The sequence below is a fragment of the Actinokineospora spheciospongiae genome (assembly GCF_003182415.1).
Taxonomy (GTDB): Bacteria; Actinomycetota; Actinomycetes; order Mycobacteriales; family Pseudonocardiaceae; genus Actinokineospora; species Actinokineospora spheciospongiae.
The window spans coordinates 278,284-302,192 of the sequence record NZ_QHCP01000002.1; the positions used below are offsets into that span (position 1 = coordinate 278,284).

A 23,909-nucleotide genomic window follows, 5' to 3' on the forward strand; every position below is an offset into this window, starting at 1 on the left:
TGGTGCGGTGGGTGCTACTTGGCCGCGAGGGTCACGTCGATGGTGTTGTTCTGGCTGAACACGAACGGACCGATGTAGTCGTTCAGCGGGCCGCAGCCGTCGGCGCGGGTCAGGCTGTAGGTGCCCTTGAGCTTGCCACCGCCGAGCGGGTCGAAGGTGCCCGAGGAGGCCAGCTTGATGTCGGCGGGCTTCTGCGTCCTGCAGGTGTCGCCGGAGTAGATCGGCAGCCCGAAGATGCTGACGCTGGTGAGCTTCACGTACAACTGCTGCTGGAAGGTCGCCGCACCGGCGGACATGGTGCCGCTGCCCTGCCCGACCATCTCGAAGTCGATCTCGGCGGTGGCGGGCAACACGCCCACGATCTTGAAGTCGCCCTTGGTCTTGTTCAGCGCCAGCGCGGCGGTGAACGTGCCCTGGCCCAGGTTGGCCTTCGCGTCCACGGAACCGCTGAGCGGCACCGTGCCGCCGAGGCGGGGCAGGGTGGACGAGCCGGAGAGGCCGTAGTCGATGTCGACCCCCTCGCCGGGCGGCAGGGTGGGCGGCGTCGACGGGCTGGTGATCGGCGGCGGGGTGGTGGTCGTCGACGGCGGAGGGGTGCCGCCGATGGTGGTCGTCCACGTCGGGGTGGTGTTGGCGATGGTGAAGGTGTGCAGCAGGTTGTTCTGGCCCGGCACCTGGGTGCAGGCCGAGTCGAAGGTGCCCAGACCGGTCTCCGCGCCCGTGGCGGTCTTCGGGGTCAGGGTCAGCTTCAGGTCACCGACGGTGATCTTGGCCTCGCCCGGCTGCGTGAACGACAGCGACGGGGCCGAACCCGAGGCGGGCACGTCGAACGCGCCCGAGGCGGGGACGTTCGTCTTCGGCACCGTGATCGGCACGTTCACCGGCAGGGTGATGCCGGGGGCCGCGACGGTCGAGGCGGCGAGGGCGGTGCCCTCGACGGTGGTCGCGCCGACCAGGGTCAGGCCCTGGGTGGCGGTCTCCGGGACCGTGGTGACGGCGTTGATCTTGATCTCGCCGGTCGGCTCACCGATGCCCACGGAGGCGGGCAGGTCGGTGGTGATGACGGCCTTGATCGCCTGGTTGCCGATCAGCGGGAACGGGCAGGTGTAGTTCAGGGTCAGCGAGACCGGCACCGCACCGCTGCTGCCGGTGCCGAGCACCAGCCCGGCCGCGACCAGTCCGGACGTGGTGGTGGCCGCGAGGGCGGCCACCAGCTTCCGGGAAACCTTGCGAGGACTCACGGTCTTCCTTCCTCGGTATCGACGACTGACACGAGACCGAATGCGCGCGAGGGTGGCTTTCGGAATGCGGGGGGCCGAAAGGGAATTGTCTTTCCCGGACCGCCGCGCACCGACCAGAGTAGAGCCGCCACAGAAGTGCACACAAGCTCGCGGGACAATTTGTCAGTCGACCATGAACACCTCGGTCGAACTTGTCTTCCAGCGAGAACCCGCAGCTCAGAAGGAGTATTGACACCTGGGTACGATGCGATACCTCACCTCATCGCACACCGGTGAAAACAGTTGAGCACATCTGTCACCGGATACGGGAAACCCACTGGGCGATTACCCGAACGCGCACCCCGGGGGCAAACCGCACCGGCGGGTTTGTCAGATCCGGGGAGTCCCGGCCGCCCCCGGGCGACCGGGTGGCGGTCCCGCGCGGCGGCGACGCCCGGTCGGTGCCCGCACGGGTCGCGCCGAGGGGCGCACGGCGGGTTCGGCGGCTGCCCTCACCCGAAAGTGACGCCACGGGGCGTAGAACAGGGGTGCCGCAAAATTTGTCCGTGTGCGTCAATGGTCCCGCCTGGATGGGGCAGGCCGGTGATGAGTTCCGGACTTTCTCGCGGTGATTGTGTTTCAACACCGTGACTCGGTGCGATGGATGAGGCAGTGTGGGTGGCCGGTCAGGTCAGCCGAACCGGGTGCGAACCCGGTTTCTTCGAGGAAGAACGAGGGACGGGGTCACGCTGTGAAGTCGGGCAAGTCGCGGGTCGGGAAGCACAGGCACAAGCGGCCCAGGGGGCGCGGGGTGATGGCGGCGGCGGGTGCGCTGCTGCTGGTGCCCGTGGCCGCCGCGGGTGAGCCGGTGAACTGGAGCGACCACCCCGAGGACATCGTCCCGGCCGCCCTGGCCACCGGTGGTGGGCTCATCGGCCTGAGCGCCGGTTCCGGTGCCGCGGACGGCTCCCCGGCGGAGGACAGCGCGCTCGACGCCCAGGTCCTCGCCCTGGCGGGCAACCCCGACCTGCTGGCGTACGGCGCGGGCCCGGAGATCGCCACCCCCACCGGGGCGCTCGGCATCCCCGGCAACATGCTCAAGGCCTACCAGCAGGCCGCGGCCGCCATGCCCGCCGCCTGCAACATGGACTGGCCGCTGCTGGCCTCCATCGGCCGCATCGAGTCCAACCACGCCCGCGGCGGCCGCACCGACGCGGCGGGCAAGACCGCCACCCCCATCCTGGGCCCGGTCCTCAACGGCGGCGGCTTCGCCGCCATCGCCGACAGCGACGGCGGCAAGTGGGACGGCGACGCCCGCTGGGACCGCGCGGTCGGCCCCATGCAGTTCATCCCCTCCACCTGGCGCGGCTACGCCTCCGACGGCAACGGCGACGGCCAGACCGACCCCAACAACATCTACGACGCCGCCCTCGGGTCGGCCAAGTACCTGTGCTCGGGCGGGATGAACGTCGCCAACCCCCAGCAGCGCGCGACGGCGGTGTTCCGCTACAACCACTCCGACACCTACGTCCGCACGGTGCTGGTCTGGGCGGACGCCTACGCCAAGGGCGTCACCCCGGTCGCCACCACCCCGGTCACCGCGGTCGACCTGGCACTCCCGTCGGCCCCCGGCACGGTCGTGCACCCGCCCGCCCCGACCCCCGCACCCCCCGCGGGCACCCCGGTCCCGCCGCCGGTCACCACCCCGCCCCCGCCGGTGACCACGGTCCCCCCGACCACCCCGCCGCCGTCCACCACGGTCCCCCCGGTCACGACCACGCCCCCCACCACGGCCCCGCCGACGACGAGCACCCCCGGGTGCTCCACCACGTCCCCGAGCGCCCCGCCGACCACCTCGGCCGCGCCCACCACGGCCCCGGACCCGTGCGCCCCGGCCACGACCACCCCGGCAGGCTCCCCCGCCCCGACCACGTCGGGCAGCGCCGCCGGTTCGAGCGTCACCGCCACCCCGTAACAACCGCACGCGCGGAGGCCGCCACCCCGACCACGGGGTGGCGGCCTCCGCGCGTATCCGGCCAGAAATGCGGATCAAGGCGACAAAGCGATGACGACCACCCCGAAAACCGCCGGCCCCATCACCAACCGCCCGCTCCCCCCAGGCACAGCCGCTGACCACCCCACCAACCTGCGGCCGGGCGGCCGTCCACGCCGACCCCACCAGGCGCAGCGACAACCAGCCACCCAGCACACCGCCGGCCCGGCGGCCGCCCAGCCGACCCCGCAGGCACAGCCCGCAACCACCCCGGCAACCGCCGGCCGGGCAGCCAACCCCGCCCGCCGAACCCACCGGGCGCAGCCACCAGCCACCCCACCAACCGGGCGATCCACCAGCGACCCCCACCCACCTGACGATCCGGCGGCCAGCCACGCCAAGCCCCACCGGGCGCAGCCGCCAACCACCCCACCAACCGGCGGCCTGGCGGCCAGCCACCCCGAGCCGTCAGCGGCGCAGCGGCCGACCACCCTCGCAACCGCCAGCCCGGCGCCAGAATGCCCGGGTGGGTGGATGTGCTTGGGTGGGGGAAGCGATCATGTGCAAGCCTGCCTGGGCAGTGGGGCACTCTTTTCGCCCCACTCGGTCACACCAGGCACATGATCGCTGCAGGGGCCCCGCCCAAGCAGATCCACCCACCCGGGCACGCCCAACAAACGACCGGGCCCTTGAACCACAGCCACGACTGAGCAAGAAGCCCTGCCCGGGCACCCAGCAAAAGACCGCACGGACACGACCGAGCAGATCGACTCACCCGGGTACCCCAGCAAAGACCGGGCCCTAGTCCCCGTCCTCAGCAGCACAAGGCCCAGTGGGCCAATGCCCGGCCAGCATCTCCAACGCCTCATCCCCGAACGGGTTCACCCCAGGCCCCTTGGCCAACGCATGCGCAACATGCACGTGCAGGCACTTCACCCGCCCGGGCATCCCCCCAGCGGTCACCCCGGTCCCCAACGACTCGATGGCGTCCCGCTCAGCCAGGTAGGACTCGTGCGCCCGCAGGTAAGCCGCCGCCAACTCCGGGTCGGTGCCCAGCCGATCCGTCATCTCCTTCATCACGCCACTGGTCTCCAGCGTCGAGATGGCGGAGTTGAGCCGGGGGCACGTCGAGTAGTACAGCGTCGGGAACGGTGTCCCGTCCTCCAGCCTCGGGCTGGTCTGGATCACCGCCGGGTGCCCGCTGGGGCAGCGGTGGGCGACCTCGCGGATGGCGCGCGGGGTGCGGCCGAGCTGGTCGGCGACGGTGTCGAAGTCCTGCTGGGCGATCACCGGCCGTTCACCGAGCCCCACAGGTCCTCGTACCACGAGCCGGGGCGGGCGGGGGCGGCGGCGGGTTCGCCCTGACCGGGGTTCACGGCCTGGTCGGGCAGCTCCACCATGTACGGCGTCTCTCCTGGCATCACGTAGCGCAGTCTCTTACGCGCCTCGATCTGCGTCTGCGCCGGGTCCGCCAGTTGGGCCTTGCGCCGCTCCAGCTCGTCGACCTGGGTGCGCAGCTCCGCCTGGCGCTGCTCCTGGGCCTGAACGTCCGAGCGCTGCGACAGGTAGGTGCGCAGCGGGACGGCGACGCTCAGCGCCAGGGCGCAGACCACCGTGGCGAAGACCGCCGCCCGGCGGGTGGTGGACAGGCCGAGGATGGCGCGCTTGGCGTTGTCCTTGGCCGCCTTGTTCTTCGCCGGGGCCGAGACCGGCACCGGGTCCGGGACCGAGACCGCGGGCCGGGTGCGCCGGACGCGGGTCGGCCGCTTGGCCGGGGCGCTGTGGCCCCGACCGCGTTCGCCCCCGCGCCCGGCCACCGGTCAGGCCTCCGGGGTGAAGCGGGGGAACGCCAGGTCGCCCGCGTACCGGGCCGCGTCGCCGAGGGTCTCCTCGATGCGCAGGAGCTGGTTGTACTTGGCCACGCGGTCGCTGCGGGCGGGGGCACCGGCCTTGATCTGGCCCACGCCGGTGGCGACGGCCAGGTCGGCGATGGTGGTGTCCTCGGTCTCGCCGGAGCGGTGGCTCATCATGCTGCGGTAGCCGTAGGAGGTGGCCAGGGTGACCGCGTCCAGGGTCTCCGACAGCGTGCCGATCTGGTTGACCTTCACCAGCAGCGCGTTGCCCGCGCGGCGGGCGATGCCCTCCTCCAGCCGGTCGGGGTTGGTGACGAACAGGTCGTCGCCGACGAGCTGGACGCGCTCGCCCACCTCGGCGGTCAGCCGCACCCAGCCGTCCCAGTCGTCCTCGGCCAGCGGGTCCTCGATGGAGACCATCGGGTACGCGTCGAGGAGTTCGGTGTAGTACGCCGTAAGCTGCTCGGCGCTCTTCTTCGACCCCTCGAAGGTGTAGGCGCCGTCGGAGTAGAACTCGGTGGCGGCGACGTCGAGGGCCAGGGCGATGTCGCGGCCCGCGACGTACCCGGCCTTGCCGATGGCCTCGACGATCAGGTCCAGCGCCTCGCGGTTGTTCGACAGGCTCGGCGCGAAGCCGCCCTCGTCGCCGAGGCCGGTGGCCAGGCCCTTGGACTTGAGCACCGACTTGAGCGCGTGGTAGACCTCCGCGCCCCAGCGCAGCGCCTCCCGGAAGCTCTCCGCGCCGATCGGCGCGATCATGAACTCCTGGATGTCGACCTCGGTGTCGGCGTGCGCGCCGCCGTTGAGGATGTTCAGCATCGGCACCGGCAGCACGTGCGCGTTGGGCCCGCCCAGGTAGCGGAACAGCTCCAGCCCGCTGGACTCCGCCGCCGCCTTCGCCACCGCCAGCGACACGCCCAGGATGGCGTTCGCCCCCAGCCGCGACTTGTCCGGCGTGCCGTCGAGGTCCACCAGCTTCTGGTCCACGATCCGCTGGTCGACCGCGTCGATCCCGGTCAGCTCCGGGCCGATCTCGTCCAGGACCGCGGTGACGGCCTTCTCCACGCCCTTGCCGCCGTAGCGGGCCGGGTCGCCGTCGCGCAGCTCCACGGCCTCGTGCTCACCGGTGGAGGCCCCGGAGGGCACCGCCGCCCTGGCCAGGGTGCCGTCGTCGAGGGCCACCTCCACCTCCACGGTGGGGTTGCCCCGCGAGTCCAGGATCTCGCGTGCGCCGACCTGCTCGATGACCGCCACGTGGTACTCCTCACAACGTCCGAACTACGCCTGATCGAGCCTAGCGGGCTGACGGCTCCCGGTGCGCGAGGCGTGGCTCTCACCGAGCGTGATCACTCCCGTGGCGGGTCGAGGGACCGCCGATCCGCGCGTAGGGTGAGGCGGAGTATGACTGAGCAGCCCGCCAACCCGGTCGAGGCGTTCCGCCACGCTGAGTCGCTCGTGGCGCAACGCAGGCCGCTGGACGCGCTGGCGGCTCTGGCGCCCATCCTCGACGCCGACCCGGACGCCCCGAGCGTGCAACTGCTGGCGGGGCGGGCGTACCTGGGGTCGGCGCAGTTGCGGCGGGCCGAGGGGGCCTTTCGGCGGGTGCTGGAACTGGACCCGACTGATCATTACGCGTTGTTCGCGCTGGGGAAGACGTTGCAGCGGCAGAGCCGGTTGACCGAGGCGCAGACGCAGTTGCGGATGGCGGTGGCGATGAACCCGCTGCCGGAGTACCAGGAGGCTTTGGGGGAGGTTTCGGCTCGGATCGCTGTCGAGCGGTCTGACTGAGACTTGCTCTGGTCTTTGTGGAAGCCCGAGGTTTTGGTGGGGGTGCCCGGCTGGGTGGATGTGTTTGGCCGGGGCCCCTATGGCGATCATGTGCTCCAGTGTGACCGGGTGGGGCTGAAAAGATGCCCCACCGCCCAGGCAGGCTGTCACATGATCGCCACCCCCGGCCAAACACATCCACCCACCCGGGCAGTTCACTCGCCGGGCCGGCGGTTCTCGGGGCGGTCGGCTGGGCAAGTGCATCCACCCACCCGGGCAGGGGGTAGCCGGGCCGGCGGTTTTCGGGGTGGCCTGCCTGCGTTGGGGGCGGGCTCTAGCCCAGTTCCACGGTTTTCTTGGCGTAGGCGTCGACGCCGCTGTAGACGTCTCGGGCGTACTTGTTCGAGGCGTTGTAGGTGAGGATGGCCTTCCACCAGCCCTGGCCGGTGGCCAGGTCGCCGCCGCTGGCGCAGAGGTAGCGGGCGGCGGTGAGGGCGGCGTCGTCGACGTTCTGGGGGTTGGCCGGGCGGCCGTCGCCGTTGGAGCGTTGTGACCAGCGGGTCCAGGTGCTGGGGAGGAACTGCATCGAGCCGACGGCGCGGTCCCAGACGGGGTCGCCGTCGAGGCGGCCCTGGTCGGTGTCGGGGATGGCCTGGACGCCGGGGGAACCGTCGAGGGGGACGCCGACGATGGGTTTGGTCAGGTCGCCGTCGGGGCCGACCTCGGTGCCGTTGTAGAGCCCGTGGTGGGACTCGACCCGGCCGACGCCCGCGAGGGTGATCCAGGTGAGGTTGCAGCCGGGGGTGGCGGTGCGGGTGCGCGCCTCGGCCTCCACGTAGGCCTGGACGGTGCGCACCGGCATGTCAGTGCGGTCGGCCATGCGCTCCAGCCAGGCCGCCCGGTCGGTGGTGGGGACGGGGCGGGGGGTGGGGACGGCGGTGCCGGGGGCGACGCTCACGGCGGGCACCACGAAGCGGTACGGGCGGGCGCGGGACGAGGGGTCCTCGCCCGCCGCCCTGATGAACACCACGAAGCCCGCGCCGAGGACGAGGACGGCGAGGACCACCGCCACCCGGCCGACCCCGCGCAGGCGGGGGCGGGGCGGCGGGGACGACGTCGGCCCGGGCTGGGGGGCTTCCGGGTACGTGGTCGGCGGGGGTGTCGGGGATGCGGCCACGAAATCCAGGCTACGTCCCCATCGGGGCAGGTTCGACCGAACCTGACCCCGAAGAGGTGACGTACCGGCGGTAGGTCGGACCGCCACCCGTTCCACCTGCGCGGACGCGGGCGCGGCTGGTGGGTGGGCGGCCTGAATCCGTCACGGGCGGGTGGCCCGCAGGGCGTAGATCAGCGGGATGCGGGGGGCTTCGGCGGGCAGGGAGAACCAGCCCGCGTCCGGGGTCATGGTGGACCAGCGCGGCCACGGCAGGCGCTCGGTCTCGCGCAGCAGGGTGATCCGCAGTCCCGCGCCGACCAGGGCGGTGACGACCTCGCCGATGCCGTGCGCCCACTCGTGGTGGGTGATGGCCTCCGCCAGCGCCGGGCCGTCGGTGTAGGTGTGGGTGCCGTCGCGCTCGATGGCGCCGCGGCCGCCGAGGTAGTCGTGGCGCAGCAGCAGGGACTCGTCGCCGTCCGGGCTGGGGACCGGGCTCAGGGCGTTGAGCAGGGGGTGGAACTCGACCAGGTAGAAGGTGCCGCCCGGCTTGAGCAGGCCCGCGACCTGGGTGGCCCAGGCGTCGAGGTCCGGCAGGTAGCAGACGGCGCCCTTGCCGGTGTAGACGACGTCGAACCGCTCCGCGCCGAGGGCGGAGACGGCGTCGTGGACGTCGGCCTTGACGTAGGTGACCTCGGCGCCCGCGCTCTCGGCCAGCTCGCGGGCGGCGCGCACCGACTCCCCGGAGATGTCGAGGCCGACGGTGTGCGCGCCCTTCGCGGCGAACGCCAGGGTCTCCGCGCCGATGTGGCACTGCAGGTGGGCGACGTGCCTGCCCGCCAGCTCGCCGAGGTCGTCCCACTCGAAGTCGGCGAACCAATCCGCCGGGTCGCGGTGGGCCACGTCGTAGAACTGGCTGTCCACGTGCACGGGGGTGCGCACGTCCCAGTTGGCCTCGATGGCCTGGATCATGCGGGCGGTGGCGGGGTCCATGCGGCCATGATGCCGGTTCGTCCCCGACGCGCGGGGACGAACCGGCAACGATCCGCTGTCCTGCTGGTCCGCTGTCCTACTGGTCCGCTGTCCTACCGGGGCAGTGGCGGCAGCTCCGGCGGGGTCACCGCCGGGCGGGTCTCCAGCGCCGCGAGCGCCAGCTCGACGGCCTTGTCCAACTGGGTGTCGCGGCCCGCGGCGTGGTCCTGCGGGGCCATGACGACCTCCACGTCCGGGTCCACGCCGCGGTTCTCCAGGCCCCAGCCCACGCCGTCGAGGTGGATGGCGTAGCGGGGTTGGGTGACGAGGGTGCCGTCGACGAGCCGGTAGCGCATGTCCATGCCGATGACCCCGCCCCAGGTGCGCACGCCGACGACCGGCGCGATGCCCAGGGCCTTGATGGCGGCGTTGACGATGTCGCCGTCGGAACCGGAGAACTGGTCGGCGACCGCGATGACCGGGCCGCGCGGGGCGTCCTGCGGGTAGGTCTCCTCGGCGTAGCCGTCGCGGGCGATGTTCCAGCCGATGACCTTGCGGGCCAGCTTCTCCACCACGAGTTGCGACAGGTGTCCACCGCGGTTCTCCCGCAGGTCGACGATCACCGCGTCCCGGCGCAGCTCCAGCCGCAGGTCGCGGTGCAGTTGCGCCCAGCCGGTGGCGACCATGTCGGGCACGTGCAGGTAGCCGACGCGACCGCCGGTGGCCGCGTGCACGTGCGCGCGGCGCCCGGCGACCCAGGCCTGGTAGCGCAGCGGCATGTCGTCGAGCAGCGGCACCACGACCACCCGCCGCTTCGCGCCGCCCGCGCCGGGGGCCACGGTCAGCTCCACCGGGCGGCCCGCGGTCCCGGCGAGCAGCGCCGCGGGGCCGGTGGCCGGGTCGACCGGGCGGCCGTCGACGGCGGTGACCGCGTCGCCCGCGCGGACCGCGACGCCGGGGGCGCGCAGCGGGGAGCGGGCCCTGGGGTCGGAGCTGTCGCCGGGGACGATGGCGGCGACCCGCCAGGCGCCGTCGTCGTCGCGGGTGAGGTCGGCGCCGAGCAGGCCGAGCCTGCGCTTGCCGTCGGCCTGCCCGCCCGGCGGCATCACGTAGGAGTGCGAGGTGCCCAGTTCGCCGTGCACCTCCCAGAGCAGGTCGACCAGCTCGTCGTGCGAGCCCACGGTCTCCACCAGCGGGCGGTAGCGGTCGAGCACGCCCGCCCAGTCGACGCCGTTCATGTCCGCGCGCCAGAAGTGGTCGCGCATCAGGCGGCCGGTCTCGTCGAAGGCCTGCCGCCACTCCCCCGCCGGGTCCACGGTGACCCGGACCCGGTTGAGGTCGACGGTGATGTTGTCCTCGCCGCCCTCCTCCGGGTCGGCCTTGCGGTCGGCGGGCAGCACCCGCAGCCGGGCGCCGTCGCGGACGGCGATGCGCGTGCCGTCGCCGCTGGGCCACACCCGGTCCAGGGCCTCGACGAGCACGTCGGTCTTGAGCTTGGCCAGGTCGAAGCGCTCCAGCACCGAGCGCGGGGCGGGCTCGCCCAGCTCGTCGAGGTCGTCGCCGAGGCTGCCGCGGACCGGGTCGCGCAGCCACAGCACGCCGCCCTTGGCCGCGAACAGCCGCGAGTAGCGGGCGGTCGGCACCGGGAAGGCGATGACCCGCTCGGCGATGCCCTCGACGTCGACGGTGGTGCGCGGGGCGTCGTGGCCGCTGCCGGAGGGGGGATCACCGCCGTCGCGGCCGTCCTTGTCGTCCTTGCGGTCGTCGTCGGCGCCGAACGGGCGGCCCTCGCGGACCGGGGCGAACGGGGACGGCGTGGCGGCGGCCAGCGGCACCAGGTAGGGGCGCGAGCCGCTGGCGAAGGACAGGTCGAACACGTGCACGTCGTAGATCGGGTCGAAGCTGCGGGCGGAGAGGAACGCCAGGTGCTTGCCGTCGAGGGTGAACGCCGGGTCGGAGTCGGCGAAGCGCATGCCGGTCACCTCGACCACCGAGCGGTCGCTGGTGTTGACCATGCGGATCTGCCGCAGCGGCTCCGGTCCGGGGTGCGACCAGGCCAGCCAGGTCGAGTCCGGGGAGAACGCCAGGTCCTGCGGCTCGCCGGACTCCGAGCGGGCCACCTCGTCCAGCTCGCCGCTGTCCACGTCGACGAGCAGCAGCCGCGAGTCGTGGGTGACCGCGGCGACGCGGCGGCCGTCCGGGGACGCGGCCAGCTCCAGCACCCGCCCGAGCTGCCCCAGCCCGATCCGGCGCGGTTCCACCCCGGGTTCGCGACCGGCGACCGGCCCGAACTCCAGGGCGTCCTCACCATCGGCATCGGTGACCCACACCGCCTCGCCGGTGCCGCCCAGCACCACGGGGAGCCGGGCGCGCACCCCGGGTTCCACCGACAGCGCGCGGACCGGGCCGTCGCGGTGGGTCAGCCAGTGCACGGTGCCGCGGACCTCGACCGCGCTGGCCCGGCCGGTGCGGTCCACGCCCACCGAGCCCAGGTGCCGGGACGGGACGACCGGGTGCGGGGCGCGGGCGTTGCGCGGCCCGCCGAGGCGGATGTCCAGCTTCCTCGGCTCCGCGTCGAGGCCCTCGACCAGCCACACCGCGCCCGCCGAGTGGTAGACCACCCGCGTGCCGTCGGTGCTGGCGTTGCGGGCGTAGAACTCGTGGTCGCTGTGCTTGCGCAGGTCGGTGCCGTCGGCGGCGCAGGAGTAGAGGTTGCCGACGCCCTCGTGGTCGGACAGGAACGCGATCCGGCCGCCCACCCACATCGGCGACACCAGGTGACCGTCTACATCGGACAGGATACGGGTGAAGCCGCCGGTCCCGTCCGGGTCGACCCAGACCTTGCCCGCGGTGCCGCCCCGGTAGCGCTTCCACCAGGCGGGCTCGCGGGAGATCACCGAGCCGAGCAGGACCGCGCCGGTGCCCGCCACCTGCAGGGCGCCGACCGGGCCGTGCGGCAGCCGCTCGGCCGGGCCCGGCTCGACCGGCACCGCGTAGGCCCAGGTGCGCCGGGTGGAGTGCTCCCCGGTGGCGCTGCGGGCGAGGACCCGGCCGTCGGGCAGCCAGCCCAGCACCTGGGTCGCCACGTCGCCCCAGTGCGTCAGCCGGGTGCTCGGGCCGCCGTCGACCGGGGCGACGTGCACCTCGGGTTCGACGTCGCGGGTGCTGGTCCAGGCGATCAGGCCGCCGTCCGGGGAGAACCGGGGGTTGTCCACCGGTACCCGGTCGGCGCTGACCCGCCACGCCCGGCCGCCGTCGAGCGGGGCCGACCAGACGTCGTCCTCGGCCACGAAGGTGATCAGGCCCGCGTGCAGGTGGGGGAATCTGAGATAGGCGTCGGTCACCCCGTCAAATTAGCGACCGGGGCCGGGTCCCGTCCTGGCTTTCCCGAGCGGGCCAGTACCGGCGCCAGCCGTCGTGGTCCATCCGGGCCGGGTCCACCCCGTCGGCCCTGGCGGCGAGTTCCGCGGCCCGCACGTCGGCGGTGAACCGCCGGGCGACGGCGCGGGCGGCGTCCTCGGGGTCGGTGCCGTCGAGCCTGGCCCGCGCGGCGGTGGCGAACAGCCGCGCGCCGACGTCCTCGCCCGCCGGGAGCAGGTCGGCGGGCAGGTTCGCCCGGGCGGTGCGCTGGGTGAGCTTCGCGGCCAGGGCGAGCGCGGGCTGACCGGACGCCACGCCGTCCACACAGGACTCGCGGCGCTTCTCGGTCTGCTTCAACTCCTCCCAGCGCAGCTCCTGGGTGCCCGCGTCGCGCACGGCCGGGTCACCGCCGGAGAACACGTGCGGGTGCCGCCCGACCAGCTTGGTCACCAGGTCGCGGGCCACGTCGTCGACCGTGAACGGGTCGGCCGCGTCCTCCTCGGCGACCCTGGCGTGGAACAGGACCTGCAGCAGCACGTCGCCGAGTTCCTCGCGCAGCGCCACCCGGTCACCCTCGTCGATGGCGTCGAGCAGCTCGTAGCACTCCTCGACCAGGTACTGCCGCAGCGACGCGTGCGTCTGCTCGGCGTCCCACGGGCACCCGCCCGGGGAGCGCAGCACGTCCATCACCCGGGCGGCGGCCAGCAACCCGGCCCCGGGGGCGGCGAGCACCGGCACCCCGAGCGCGGTCAGCGCCTTCGCGGCGGGGAGGTCGAGGTCGTCGACGACGAGCACCACGGGTTCGGCGGCGGCCAGCTCGACCAGCGCCCCCGGGGGCGGGTCGCCGAGGGCGGGGTCGGTGGCGAACAGGTGCGCGGCGGCCCGCAGCGACGGCAAGGCCGCCGAGGGGAGGACCCCTTCGGCGGCCAGTACCACCACGCTGCCCTGGTGGGGCGCGCTCACGGCTTCGCGTCGACCTTCACCGGCACCAGCACACCGGTGGACTCCGCGTCCCCCGCCGCCAGCCGCATGGCGACCTGGTCGAACACGCCGTAGCGGGGGCTGATCTTCACCCCGACCCGGTCGACCCACGACTGCAGCACGCGCTGCCCGAACGGGATGGCGACCTGCAGCGGGTTCTTCGCCGCACCGGCCTGCGGCGCGGACACCTCGCGCTCGCGGATCAGCGCGATGATCCACGACGCGTTCTGCTGGTTAGGCTGGAACGCGACCACGGTGTTGGGCCCGGTGCCGAACAGGGCCGAGGACTCCAGCCCCTCCTGCGCCGTCGGGGTGGTGGTGATGGTCTCCCACTGCAACTCGCCGTCGGCGGTGTCCTGCTTCTGCACCGCCGCCGCCCGGTCCAGGCCCACCGCGAGCTGCTGGGCCTTGGCCAGCGCCTTCTCCCGCAGCGACCCGGTGGCCCCGTCCTGGCCGGGGGCCAGCACGGCGTAGTCGAAGGTGACCTTGACCGAGTTCAGCTCCCGGTCGCCGATCGCGGCGAGCGCCAGGTAGTCGCGGGCCAGGAACTCCGGCTCGAACACCTTCGTCGCCGCGGTGGCCACGATCGCCTCCGGCGCCGCGGTCCCGTCGGTCGGCAGCGGCTCGGTGCTGGCCCGGATCTGCTCGGCCACCTGCGAGAGCTGCGCGGGGTCGACGGTCACCGGGTTCTGCGCGGTGTAGGAGGTGATCAGCTCGTGCATCACGAGCTGGGTCAGCACCTCGCGCGAGAGGTCCCCGAGCTTGTGCTGGTCGGCGAGGGTCTGCGCGGCGGGCTCGGCCTTGACGGCCCGGTCCACGAGTTCCTGCACCTGCCCCACCCCGATCGTCCGCCCGTCGACGATCGCGGCGGCGTTGACCTGGCTCGGCCCGGAGGCGCAGGAGCCGAGCACGAGCCCGAGGACGACGGTCAGCACGGCGGCAGCGCCCCGGCGGCGGATGACTGTGGTCACAGTGGCACACCCTCTCACAACCACGCTGAGCGACGCACGAGCACCCGTTCGGGCGATGAGCTTCGTGGCCTGGTCACAGCCGGGTCGGGCGCGTCAGCCCCGCGCGGTCCGGTCCAGGATCTCGATCAGGCTCCGGCATAGGGTCGGCGCGTCGGCGGGGTGGACCGCCACCCACCCGACGCCACCCGGTCGCGGGGTCCGCACCAGGGCGTAGCGGCCGTCCCCCGGGACGTCGAACCAGGACAGCACCGGGCCCCGCGCGCGGTCCACGCGCACGCCGAACTGGCCCGCCCTGGTCCGGGGGGCGCGGACGAGGTCGGTGAACGGCCTGGCCTGCTCCGCCCGGTCCTCGGGCCAGCGCCCACCGGGGCGCCGACCCGGCGGGGCGGGCGGGATGCCGCGGACGACCGCGTCGACCAGGGCGGAGACGCTGATGTCGCGCAGGGTGATCGGGCCGCCGGTGAGTTGGTCGGGGCCCGGGGCCTGCAGGGCGAGGACGGCCCGCCGCCCGGTCCTGGCGGCCAGGGCCCGGTACGGGGAGCCCGCGCCGCGGGCGTTGAGCCACACGGAGTCCACCGCGGCCTCCGGGGCGGCCAGCAGCCGCAGGGCGGATTCCAGGTCCGGGCTCGGGCGGCCGTGGCGGTCGAGGAGGCCGGAGGCGCGCAGCCCGGCCCGCACCCTCCCGCCCGCGACGGCGGCCTCGGCCTCGGTCAGGCCGTGGCGGCGGACCTGGACCGGGTACGGGAGCACGTCGAGGCCCGTGCGGTCCCACAGCAGGGCCAGTTGTTCCGGGGTGAGGGTCCAGTCGCGGGTCGCGGTGGTCACCGGGTCTCGCCGATCACCGGGGTGACGGAGGACAGGCCGTGGCTGAACAGGTCGTCCTTGTCCTCCTCGACCACGTACCGGGAGCGGTGCTCGGCGTCGCCCTCGGGCCGGCCACCCGCACCGCCGCCGCCCATGGGCATGCCCGCGGCACCGGACGCGGCCGCGGCGGGGCGCGGGGCCTCGGCGAGCGGGCGGGCGAACGCCTGCGTGGTGCCGGGCTGCACCGGACCCCGGCGGGAACCGACCGCGGCACCGCCGTTCACCGCCTCCTGGGAGGGCGTGGGCGCCACGGGGCCGCCGCCCGCGGGACCGCCCTGACCACCGGCGGAGACCGCGGCGGGAGCGCCACCGGGCCCGAAGACGCTCGCGGCGGAGGTCTGGGTGGTGACCTCCTGGCTGATCGCCAGGTCGACGGGGGCGGCGACCGGGGGCTGGTGCGCGGTCGGTGCCGGGGCCTGGACCTGCGCCGGGTCCACGGGGGCGGCGGTGACGGGCTCGGTGTACGGGACCGGGACGCCGAGCCCGGTCCACATGGGATAGCCCGCGCCGCCGACCGGGGTGCCCGCGTACGCGCCGCCGGGGCCGTACTCGACCGGGGCGGCCCCCCGGACCAGGCCGGGCGGGTCGGGGAAGGCGGGAACGGTCGCGTCGGCCTCGCGGTACCCGGCGGTGATGAACGCGTCCATCACCCGGACCGCCTCGGCCTTCGCGTTCTCCAGCTCGGTGTGCTGGTCGAACAGGTCCTGCTCCGGGGTGGGGCTGAACAGCGCCCGCTGCCAGTCGAGGTCCCGCGGCTCCGGCAGGTTCGTCTTCGCCTGCCGGGCGGCGAGGTCCGCGGCGAGCATCCGAATCCCGGTGACGGCGGTGACCTGCCCCAGGGCCTGCCCCCAGGCGCCGACCGGGGTGGTGGCCGCGGCGGCGGAATCAGCCGCCGCACCCCGCCACCCCGAGCCCAGCGCCGCCGACAGCTCCCGGTCGAAGGCGGCGAAGTCCTCGGTGATCCGCGCGCCGATGCGGCTCCACTCGTGCCCCGGGGTGCCACCGGTGCCGGAGGTGATCCGGTCGACCAGCGCCACCATGTCCCGGTGCCGCCAGGCCCGCCAGTTGTCCACGGCCCGGATGGACGCCGGGTCGTACCCCGCCACCGAGGCGTCGAAGTCGGCGGCGATCCGCCGCAACCGGGCGGGCAGGTCCTCGTCGGACCGCACGTGGTCGGCGCTCATGCCCGCCCCACCCCGCGCAGCGCCGCGGCAGCGCCCTCCTCGTTGTCGCGGTAGGCCCGCGCGGTCGACTCGAAGTGCCGGGCGGCGGCGTCGAGCCCGGAGCGCGCCAGCACCAGCCGGGCGATCAACCCGTCGGAGGCGGTGCGCTTGTCGGTGAACTTGCCCGTCAACCCCCGCCCCAGCGCACACGCCCCGAAGTCGGGGTCCACCAGGTCCCGCACGGCCCGGATGTGCTCGTCCAACCGGGCGATCTGCCCCCGGCACGCCGCCGCGGCCCGTTCAGCCGCACCCGGGTCGACCGCCAGGAAACCGGAACCGGACACAACCCCACCTCACCCACCCGCACGCACCGACGTGGACAACTTCGCCCGGCGACGACGGGTCGTTACGAGCCGCTGGGCGTCGCTACAGACCGATCACCGGGGGAGCGGTGGGCTCGTCGGTGCCGAAGAGCCCATCCGGGTCGGCCTCCAGCAGGTAGTCGGGACGCTGGTGCTCGAGGTCGTCGTTCCCGGAACCACGGGCCCCGCTCCCGGCACCCGCACCCACCCCTGCCGCACCGGGTCGCCCGGCACCGCGAGCGGTGGGCGAACCGCCCGCTCCGACCGGTCCGCCGGGGTGGGACGCACCGACGCGGGCACCCGTTCCCGGCCCACCGGAACCAGCCCCACCGCCGGTGCTCTTGCCACCGAACCCACCGGACTCCCCACCGAACCCGCCGCGCCCCGCCCCACCACGCACCGACCCACCGCCGAGACCAGCCCCGCCCGCAGGACCAGGACCGCCTGCCCCGAGCCCCCACGACAGACCGTCGGGCCTGCGACCGGCACCGTCGCGCACCTCCGGTCCGAGGCCAACGCCACCGGTCGCGGCGCTGACCGATCCCGCTCCCGAACTGACGGTCTGCCCCGGCGCCCCGCCGACATCCGGAGCGGACCCGCCGACAACCGGGGTGACGGGGCCGCCCCCGGGTCGGCCGGGACCACCCTGAGAACCCGGTCCGCCGGTCGAGTCCGACCCCGGCGCGACCGGTGCGGGCTCCCCGATGCCACCGCCCGGGCCACCCGCCCCGCCCCGCGGGCCGACCCCGCCGGGTCCACCGATCCCGCCGGGTCCACCGCCACCGCCGGGGTCCACGACGGACGGGGGCGGGGCGAACGCGGGAGCGGCGGACGCGGTCGCGGTCAACGTCTGGTCGTAGGTCCGCACCGCCTGCGCGGCCTGCTTGTGCGCCGCGTCCTGAGCGGCGGCCCGCTGCTGGTCCTGCTGCGCCTGCTGGGCGTAGGCCACCGGATCGGTGATCGTCTGCAAGTGCCGGGCGGCGGAAAGGGGGTCGTAGGGCGGGTCCGGCGGGGGCGGCACCGAGTTCTTCGCGGTGGTCAACGCCCGCGCCTGCTGGTTCCCGACCGTCCCGGCCAACTGCGCGGCCCGTCCCGCCTCCCCGGACTTGTTCGCCAACACGGCCAGCGCCCACCGCGCCTTGTCCGCGGCCTCACCCTCCCACGTGGACTCACTGCTGCCGATCGCCTTGGCCACCAGATCACCGAACCCGGCCATCCGGTTCCCGACCTTGATCCACGACTCGGCCACCGCCCCCACGGCGCCCGGGTCGACCCCGGTGTTCACCGCGTCGTACAACTGCCGGTGCGGCATGCCTTCGTAGTGGATTCCGGGTGCTTCCGGCACAGAACGGGTCAGTGTGTCCCGCCGCAACTGCTGAGCCTGGGCGTCGAGTTTGTCGTCAGTCTCGGCAGGCGTGTTGAATATCCCCATCAGGCCCCCGTAGAGGGGCCCGTACCGCGCGAGGTTCTCAACCATGGCCTGCGCACGCAGTTCATCCGCGGTCGACACCCGACCGTGGAGGTGGATCGTGTACCTCCGCACCACCTCGGCGGATGGAGGGTCCTCAGCCATCGTCCGCGCCCCCTCTACGATTCCGGCAGGTTCGGCTCGATCAACTTCGCCGCCCGCAACGCCAGGTCGCACGCCGCGTCCTGATCACCACGCAGTTCGCTGCCGAGAACATCCACCCTCGACGACGCGGACACACCGAGAAAGACGAAGCAACGACCGGCGAGGGTTCGCATCTGCCTCGCCTGGTGCGAACCGATCGAGAGATCGCTGATCGGACCATCCACCACGATCCCGGCAAGACCCACATTGGTGCGGATACCGGGTGAGACAGCCCCATCAGCGGTCAGGTGCCTGCAGACCCGCTCAGTGCCGACCTTCTCGGATTCCTCGGACTTCGTGATCCCCAGAACCGCTTTGTCGGCCGAGGTCAGCAGATCACACGGATCCGCGTCCGCCAGCGAATCGCTCTTCTCCGGCGCGGACACCGTCGTACTCGGCGTGCCGGTGGCGGTCCCCGAGCCATCGGTGGACACCGGACCCGGTACTGGAATCGCCGATCCGGACGTCCGGGCAACACCGCACCCAGCGGAGACGAGCACCCCGATGACCACGGCTGCCACAGCCGCCTCTCGCGCGCCCACAGACACCCTCCAGATCATGTGACGATGCCCTTCGCAGAGCCCGCAGCGACGATGACACCCGTACCGGTCTGATCACTGCCATCGTAAGCCGCCATGGATTTGCGCAATGCCGCCTCGGCATCGACCAGGTCCTGTTGCAGGCGTTCGAGAAACGGGATGAAGCCCTGGACCGGATCGGTGGCGATCGAAGCCATGAACGGCTTGTAGACCTGCGCCGCGGGCGTCTGCCCCAACGCGGGTTCCTGACCGAACCGCACAGCGTTGTCGAGGGCCGCGACCACGACCTCTCGCATCTCCGTGACGGCGCTGATCAGGGCACCGGCGCCGGGACCGGAAACGGTGAACCCCCGGTCGGCGGCGACGCCCAGTTGGTACACGGCGGCACTGATCCCCGCGAAGCTCGCAGGCAGGCTCATCGTCATTCCCCCATCCCCCGAACACCCAGCACGAAACCGTACAAGTCGGCCTGCAACAATTGTATGGTTTGAAACGACGCGTCGGATTATCGCGATCCCTGCTCCGATCAGGTGAATTCGGCGAGTGTGCGCTGGATTTCGCGTTCGAGCCGGGCGTGGTCGGCGGGCAGGTAGGTCACGTGCCTGCGACCGTCCCGGCCCGTGGCGGTGGTCACGGCGTAGCGGCCCACGTCGGTGTCGACCCAGGAGATGGCCTCGCTCGGATCGGGTTGGGCGGGCTTGCCCCGGGTGCTGATCAGGAACGCGCCGCCGCCGCGCCGTGGTCTGGCCAGAATCCGGCGGGCGGCGTGGAGGTCGTGACCCGCGCGGTCGCCGGGAGGGCGGGCGCGCTGCAGGACAGTGGTCGGCGACTGCTGGGCGGCGGGGGCGTCGGACACGGTCACGGAGGTGCCCGGTCCAGCAGGCAATGGGGGCACCGTGTCGACCACGGCGCGGGCCACGCGTTCGGCGGGCAGCGGGTGGAAGGCGACGCGTTCGTCCCGCAGCACGGCGAGCACACCGCGGGTGCCGTCGAGCACCGCGAGGGCGGTGACCTGCGTGCCCCCGGCCATGCCGTTGACGGCGATGGACACCCGGCCGGTGGCGTACAGCCGGAGGGCCGCCTCCAGGTCGGGGTCGAACCGGTCGCGGTGGATGAGCCCGCGCCTGCTCAGGCTGGTGTTGACCGCGGCGAACAGCTCGGCCCGGCCGAGGCCGCCGAACACCGGTGTGGTGAACGGGAAGCGCCACACCGGCAGGTCCAGCGCCGAGCCCAGCGCGTCCAGTTCGGCGAGTGAGCACTCCATCCGAGGCATGCTCGACATCGTGGCACAGCGGCCGGGAGCGCGGGTCCCAGACGACCGATCCCGGCCGTGTCGGCACGGCCGGGGTGCTCGCGAGCGCTGTCAGACGCCTGCCGGGGCGGGGGCGACCTCCAGGGATGCCAGGAACTTCGCGCACCAGTCCAGCAGTTCGCGGTCGCGCAGGACCGGGGCGCCCATGCGGCCGCCCGCCGCGCCCTCGGTGGGGCGGGGGACGGTGACGGTGTTGGTGACCGCCTTGTGCACGGCCTTCGGGTGCAGCCGCTTGAGGCGGACCAGTTGGGAGTCGCGCAGGGGCAGGGGGGCGAAGCGGATGCTGCTGCCCTGGGCGATGGCCTCGGTGACGCCGTGGGCGCGGCAGGTCTGGCGGAAGGCGGCGACGGCGAGGAGGTTGACCACCGGCTGCGGCAGTTCGCCGTAGCGGTCGACCAGCTCCTCCCGCACCGCGTCCAGGCCCGCGGCGTCGGGGGCGGCGGCGAGCTTGCGGTAGGCCTCCAGGCGCAGGCGCTCCCCCGGCACGTAGTCGTGCGGGATGTGGGCGTCGACCGGGAGGTCGACGCGGACGTCGGCCAGTTCCTCCTCGTCCTCGGCGCCGGGGGCGCCCGCGTGCTTGCGGAAGGCCTCCACCGCTTCGCCGACCAGGCGGATGTAGAGGTCGAAGCCGACGCCCGCGATGTGGCCGGACTGCTCGGCGCCGAGGATGTTGCCCGCGCCGCGGATCTCCAGGTCCTTCATGGCGACCGCCATGCCCGCGCCGAGTTCGGTGTTCTGGGCGATGGTGGCGAGCCGGTCGTGCGCGGTCTCGGTGAGCGGGGACTCCGGCGGGTACAGGAAGTAGGCGTAGCCGCGCTCGCGGCCGCGGCCCACCCGCCCGCGGAGCTGGTGCAACTGGGCCAGGCCGAGCATGTCGCCGCGCTCGACGATGAGGGTGTTGGCGTTGGAGATGTCCAGGCCGGTCTCGACGATCGTGGTGCACACCAGCACGTCGTGCTCGCGCTCCCAGAACCCCTGGATGATCTTCTCCAGCCGGTCCTCGTTCATCTGCCCGTGCGCGGTCACCACCCTGGCCTCGGGGACGAGTTCGCGCAGCGCCCGCGCTGCCTTCTCGATGGAGGAGACCCGGTTGTGCACGAAGAAGACCTGGCCGTCGCGCAGAAGTTCGCGGCGGATGGCGGCGGCGACCTGCTTGTCGTCGTAGGCACCGACGTAGGTGAGGATCGGGTGGCGGTCCTCGGGCGGGGTCAGGATGGTCGACATCTCGCGGATGCCCGCCAGCGACATCTCCAGGGTGCGCGGGATCGGCGTCGCGGACATGGTCAGCACGTCGACGTGGGTGCGCAGGGCCTTGATGTGCTCCTTGTGCTCGACGCCGAAGCGCTGCTCCTCGTCCACGATGACCAGGCCGAGGTCCTTGTAGCGCAGGCCGGTCTGCAGCAGGCGGTGCGTGCCGATGACGATGTCGACCGTGCCGTCGGCGAGGCCCTCGACGGTGCGCTCGGACTCCTGCGCGTCGGTGAACCGGGACAGGCCCTTCACCGTGACCGGGAACGAGTGCATCCGCCCGGCGAAGGTGGACAGGTGCTGCTGGGCCAGCAGCGTGGTGGGCACCAGCACGGCGACCTGCTTGCCGTCCTGCACCGCCTTGAACGCCGCGCGGACCGCGATCTCGGTCTTGCCGTAGCCGACGTCGCCGCAGATGACCCGGTCCATCGGGACGCCGCGCATCATGTCGGTCTTGACCTCGTCGATGGCGGCGAGCTGGTCGACGGTCTCGGTGAACGGGAACGCGTCCTCCAGCTCGCGCTGCCACGGGGTGTCCGGGCCGAACGCGTGGCCGGGGGCGGCCTGCCGGGCGGCGTAGAGCTGCACCAGCTCCGCGGCGATCTGCTTGACCGCCTTCTTCGCCTTGGCCTTGGTGTTCTTCCAGTCCGAGCCGCCGAGCTTGTTCAGCGTGGGCAGTTCGCCGCCGACGTAGCGGGAGACCTCGTCGAGCTGGTCGGTGGGCACGAACAGCCGATCGCCGGGGTGTCCGCGCTTGGAGCTGCCGTACTCCAGCACCAGGTACTCGCGGGTGACCGAGCCGCCGGAGGTGTCCTTGGTGGCGCGCTGCACCATCTCCACGTAGCGGCCGATGCCGTGCTGCTCGTGCACCACGTAGTCGCCGGGCTTGAGCGCCAGCGGGTCGACCGCGTTGCGCCGCCGCGACGGCATCTTGGTCGACATGTCGCGGGTGGAGGTGCCGTGCCTGCCGCCGGTGAGGTCGGACTCGGTGAGCACGACCAGCGCGCAGCCGGGCAGGCTGAACCCGTCCTCCAGCCCGGCCCGGACCACGGTGACCCGGCCCGCGGGCGGCGCCCCGGTCAGCCCGTCCTCGGCGAACGCGGCGGTGACCTCGGCCTCGGCGAGCTGGTCGACCGCGCGCTTGCCGGTGCCCGCCCCGGGCACGACCAGCACGGCGGCGCCGCCCGCGGCGGTGTGCGCGCGCAGGTCGGCGAAGGCGCGGGCGATGTCGCCGCGGTAGGACTCGACCGCGTGCACGTCGAGCGGGACCGCGTTCTCGTCGGTGAGCTGCGACAGCGTCCACCAGCAGCGGCCCGCGTCCCTGGCGTGCGCGGCGACGTCGCCCAGGTCGCGGTAGGCCGACGCGCCCAGGTCGATCGGGGCGGTGCCGCCGCCCGCGGCGGCCATCCAGGACGCCTCCAGGAACTCCTGGCCGGTGCGGACCAGGTCGTGCGCGCGGGTGCGGACCTTCTCCGGGTCGTTGACCACGACGTGCGTGCCCTCGGGGAGGGCGTCGGTGAGCATCTGCATCTCGCCGGGCAGCAGCGCCGGGATCAGCGCCTCCATGCCCTCGGACGGGATGCCCTCGGCGAGCTTGGTCAGCATCTCGTGCAGGTGCGCGTCGGACTCGTGGTGCCCGGCCAGGGCGGCGGCGCGGGCGCGGACCTCCTCGGTGAGCAGCAGCTCCCGGCACGGCGGCGCGGTGACCCCGGTCAGCTCCCCGGGCAGCGACCGCTGGTCGGCGACGGCGAAGGAGCGGATCTCGGAGACCTCGTCGCCCCAGAACTCCACCCGCAGCGGGTGCACGGCGGTCGGCGGGAACAGGTCGACGATGCCGCCGCGGACGGCGAACTCGCCGCGCTTCTCCACCATGTCGACCCTGGCGTAGGCCAGGTCGGCGAGCCGGGCGAGGACGGCGTCGAAGTCGGACTCCGCCCCGACCTCCAGGTGCACCGGGGTGAGTTCACCCAATCCGGGGGCCATCGGCTGGATCAGGCTGCGCACGGTGCAGACCACGACCTTGAGCGGCCCGGCCGGGTGTTCTTCGGGGTGGGCGAGCCTGCGCAGCACGGCGAGGCGGGCACCGACGGTGTCCGCGCGCGGGGACAGCCGCTCGTGCGGCAGCGTCTCCCAGGACGGGAAGTCGGCCACCGCGTCGCGGCCGAGCAGGTCGCCGAGGACGGCGACGAGGTCGTCGGCCTCGCGGCCGGTGGCGGTCACGGCCAGCACCGGCCTGCCCGCGCCCACCAGCGCGGACACCACCAGCGGCCGGGCCGCCACCGGGCCCTGCATGGCCATCGCCGGGGCACCGGCCGCCTCGGCCACGGCCAGGCAGGCCGGGTCGGCCAGCAGGGTGTCGAGAAGGCCGTGCAGCACGGCCGGGGCCTGGGACACGAGTGCGCCTGTCCTTTGCGGAGGTGGGTGTGGTCATCGGGTTCGGACGCGGACATACCCCTGCCGGGGAGGTGTCACCGGTGGGGGTACTCGGCTGCCAAGACTACGCACTGGCACTGACAGTCGCCGCGCCGATAGCGTTCGC

19 protein-coding genes are annotated in these 23,909 nt (G+C 73.4%); 2 read left to right on the forward strand and 17 right to left on the reverse strand.

The window, feature by feature from the left end; all coding sequences use genetic code 11:
• Positions 1 to 14 precede the first annotated feature (14 nt).
• Entirely contained in the window at positions 15 to 1,241 is a 1,227-nt protein-coding gene (locus tag DFQ13_RS04925) for a DUF6801 domain-containing protein (RefSeq protein ID WP_146241105.1), read from the reverse strand.
• Positions 1,242 to 1,971: 730 nt separating this feature from the next.
• On the opposite strand from DFQ13_RS04925, the gene DFQ13_RS35510 reads away from it, so the two are divergent.
• A complete protein-coding gene (locus DFQ13_RS35510) occupies positions 1,972 to 3,195 on the forward strand; it encodes a lytic murein transglycosylase (RefSeq protein WP_267897636.1) in 1,224 nt (407 codons plus the stop codon).
• Between the two features lie 819 nt (positions 3,196 to 4,014).
• Here the strand turns inward: DFQ13_RS35510 and DFQ13_RS04935 are convergent.
• The 3 genes from DFQ13_RS04935 to eno are packed head-to-tail and all read right to left on the reverse strand — an operon-like array spanning position 4,015 to position 6,320.
• A complete protein-coding gene (locus DFQ13_RS04935) occupies positions 4,015 to 4,500 on the reverse strand; it encodes a DUF501 domain-containing protein (protein WP_035282003.1) in 486 nt (161 codons plus the stop codon).
• On the reverse strand, positions 4,500 to 5,030 hold the full coding sequence (locus tag DFQ13_RS04940) for an FtsB family cell division protein (protein WP_063935933.1): 531 nt from the start codon (positions 5,028 to 5,030) through the stop codon (positions 4,500 to 4,502). The genes DFQ13_RS04935 and DFQ13_RS04940 overlap by 1 nt, the downstream gene beginning before the upstream one ends.
• Before the next feature lie 3 nt (positions 5,031 to 5,033).
• Positions 5,034 to 6,320 (reverse strand): phosphopyruvate hydratase, encoded by a 1,287-nt coding sequence (eno, locus tag DFQ13_RS04945; RefSeq protein ID WP_110078986.1) that lies wholly within the window; start codon positions 6,318 to 6,320, stop codon positions 5,034 to 5,036.
• 147 nt (positions 6,321 to 6,467) lie between these two features.
• Here eno and DFQ13_RS04950 point away from each other — a divergent pair, with 147 nt between their 5' ends.
• Positions 6,468 to 6,854: a tetratricopeptide repeat protein gene (locus DFQ13_RS04950; RefSeq protein WP_035281997.1), complete on the forward strand. Its 387-nt coding sequence runs from the start codon at positions 6,468 to 6,470 to the stop codon at positions 6,852 to 6,854.
• 313 nt (positions 6,855 to 7,167) lie between these two features.
• Here DFQ13_RS04950 and DFQ13_RS04955 read toward each other — a convergent pair whose 3' ends face one another.
• From DFQ13_RS04955 to mfd, 13 genes are all read right to left on the reverse strand, one after another.
• Positions 7,168 to 8,010 (reverse strand): lytic transglycosylase domain-containing protein, encoded by an 843-nt coding sequence (locus DFQ13_RS04955; protein WP_233438268.1) that lies wholly within the window; start codon positions 8,008 to 8,010, stop codon positions 7,168 to 7,170.
• Positions 8,011 to 8,151: 141 nt separating this feature from the next.
• Positions 8,152 to 8,979 (reverse strand): class I SAM-dependent methyltransferase, encoded by an 828-nt coding sequence (locus tag DFQ13_RS04960; RefSeq protein WP_219994292.1) that lies wholly within the window; start codon positions 8,977 to 8,979, stop codon positions 8,152 to 8,154.
• A 92-nt stretch (positions 8,980 to 9,071) separates the two neighbouring features.
• Positions 9,072 to 12,302 carry a S41 family peptidase gene (locus DFQ13_RS04965; RefSeq protein ID WP_110078987.1) on the reverse strand — a complete coding sequence of 1,077 codons (3,231 nt, stop codon included), beginning with the start codon at positions 12,300 to 12,302 and terminating at the stop codon, positions 9,072 to 9,074.
• A 4-nt stretch (positions 12,303 to 12,306) separates the two neighbouring features.
• Positions 12,307 to 13,281 (reverse strand): MazG family protein, encoded by a 975-nt coding sequence (locus tag DFQ13_RS04970; RefSeq protein ID WP_110078988.1) that lies wholly within the window; start codon positions 13,279 to 13,281, stop codon positions 12,307 to 12,309.
• Positions 13,278 to 14,270: a hypothetical protein gene (locus DFQ13_RS04975; RefSeq protein ID WP_110078989.1), complete on the reverse strand. Its 993-nt coding sequence runs from the start codon at positions 14,268 to 14,270 to the stop codon at positions 13,278 to 13,280. The genes DFQ13_RS04970 and DFQ13_RS04975 overlap by 4 nt, the downstream gene beginning before the upstream one ends.
• Positions 14,271 to 14,363: 93 nt before the next feature.
• On the reverse strand, positions 14,364 to 15,095 hold the full coding sequence (locus DFQ13_RS04980) for an ESX secretion-associated protein EspG (RefSeq protein ID WP_110078990.1): 732 nt from the start codon (positions 15,093 to 15,095) through the stop codon (positions 14,364 to 14,366).
• On the reverse strand, positions 15,092 to 16,318 hold the full coding sequence (locus DFQ13_RS04985) for a PPE domain-containing protein (RefSeq protein WP_110078991.1): 1,227 nt from the start codon (positions 16,316 to 16,318) through the stop codon (positions 15,092 to 15,094). The genes DFQ13_RS04980 and DFQ13_RS04985 overlap by 4 nt, the downstream gene beginning before the upstream one ends.
• Positions 16,315 to 16,641, reverse strand: coding sequence for a hypothetical protein (locus DFQ13_RS04990; protein WP_110078992.1), 327 nt, complete (start codon positions 16,639 to 16,641; stop codon positions 16,315 to 16,317). Before DFQ13_RS04990 ends, DFQ13_RS04985 begins: the two co-directional genes overlap by 4 nt.
• 82 nt (positions 16,642 to 16,723) lie before the next feature.
• Positions 16,724 to 17,971 carry a hypothetical protein gene (locus tag DFQ13_RS35515; RefSeq protein WP_181399850.1) on the reverse strand — a complete coding sequence of 416 codons (1,248 nt, stop codon included), beginning with the start codon at positions 17,969 to 17,971 and terminating at the stop codon, positions 16,724 to 16,726.
• Positions 17,972 to 18,246: 275 nt separating this feature from the next.
• Entirely contained in the window at positions 18,247 to 18,792 is a 546-nt protein-coding gene (locus DFQ13_RS05000; RefSeq protein ID WP_161784444.1) for a DUF3558 family protein, read from the reverse strand.
• Positions 18,793 to 18,827: 35 nt separating this feature from the next.
• Positions 18,828 to 19,235, reverse strand: a complete 408-nt coding sequence (locus DFQ13_RS05005) for a hypothetical protein (RefSeq protein WP_110078995.1) — start codon at positions 19,233 to 19,235, stop codon at positions 18,828 to 18,830.
• A gap of 101 nt (positions 19,236 to 19,336) precedes the next feature.
• Positions 19,337 to 20,083: an ESX secretion-associated protein EspG gene (locus DFQ13_RS05010; protein ID WP_219994294.1), complete on the reverse strand. Its 747-nt coding sequence runs from the start codon at positions 20,081 to 20,083 to the stop codon at positions 19,337 to 19,339.
• 90 nt (positions 20,084 to 20,173) lie between these two features.
• Positions 20,174 to 23,764, reverse strand: coding sequence for a transcription-repair coupling factor (gene mfd, locus DFQ13_RS05015; RefSeq protein ID WP_233438269.1), 3,591 nt, complete (start codon positions 23,762 to 23,764; stop codon positions 20,174 to 20,176).
• Positions 23,765 to 23,909 lie beyond the last annotated feature (145 nt).